At 63.6% G+C, this 696-nt stretch carries 1 protein-coding gene and 1 pseudogene; both read right to left on the reverse strand.

All coding sequences use genetic code 11. From position 1 onward, the window contains the following. Window positions 1-319, reverse strand: a pseudogene (locus HX803_RS32150) (RND transporter); the annotation flags it as partial. Further along, window positions 316-696, reverse strand: a 381-nt coding sequence (locus HX803_RS32155; RefSeq protein ID WP_178926081.1) for an efflux RND transporter permease subunit, incomplete at its 5' end; no start/stop codon positions are given. The gene HX803_RS32155 and the pseudogene HX803_RS32150, both read right to left, overlap by 4 nt.

Consider the following 696-nt stretch of genomic DNA (forward strand, 5'->3'; position numbering starts at 1 on the left):
GCCCCACACCCACCGTCGGCCACAACCCGGCGCGGCTCGATGCCACCTGCGCCTGGGCCAGCCGGTACGCCGCCTCCGCCGCGATGATCGACTGGTTGGCCTTGGCCGAGCGTGCCACCAGGTCGTTCAGCACCGGGTCCTGATAGGCCAGCCACCACTGACTGTCCAAAGCGCCCTGGGGGTTGGACACAGCACGCTGCCACTGCGCGCCTTCCTTGAACGTCTGCGGCAATTGCATCGCGGGTTTCTGGTAGTCGGGCCCGACCATGCAACCGCCAAGCACCAGGCTGAGGAACAGCACGCTGTATTTGAATTTCATGACCTTGCTTCCTTGTGCAGCCCCAGGCGTTGGGACGCCCGGTCGAGCCAGAGGTAAATCACCGGGGTGGTGTAGAGCGTCAGCACCTGGCTGAGCAACAGGCCACCAATAATCGAAATCCCCAAGGGCCGGCGCAGCTCGGAGCCGTAGCCATGCCCCAGCACCAGCGGCAATGCCCCGAGGATGGCCGCCAAGGTGGTCATCATGATCGGCCGGAAACGGATCAGGCAGGCGCGGCGAATCGCTTCCTTGGCCGTGAGCCCGAACTCGCGCCGCTCGGTGATCGCAAAGTCGATCATCATGATCGCGTTCTTCTTCACGATACCGATCAACAAAATCACCCCCACCAGCGCGATGATCGACAGCTCAGTGCCGGT

This window comes from Pseudomonas sp. P7548 (assembly GCF_013386585.1).
Classification (GTDB): Bacteria; Pseudomonadota; Gammaproteobacteria; order Pseudomonadales; family Pseudomonadaceae; genus Aquipseudomonas.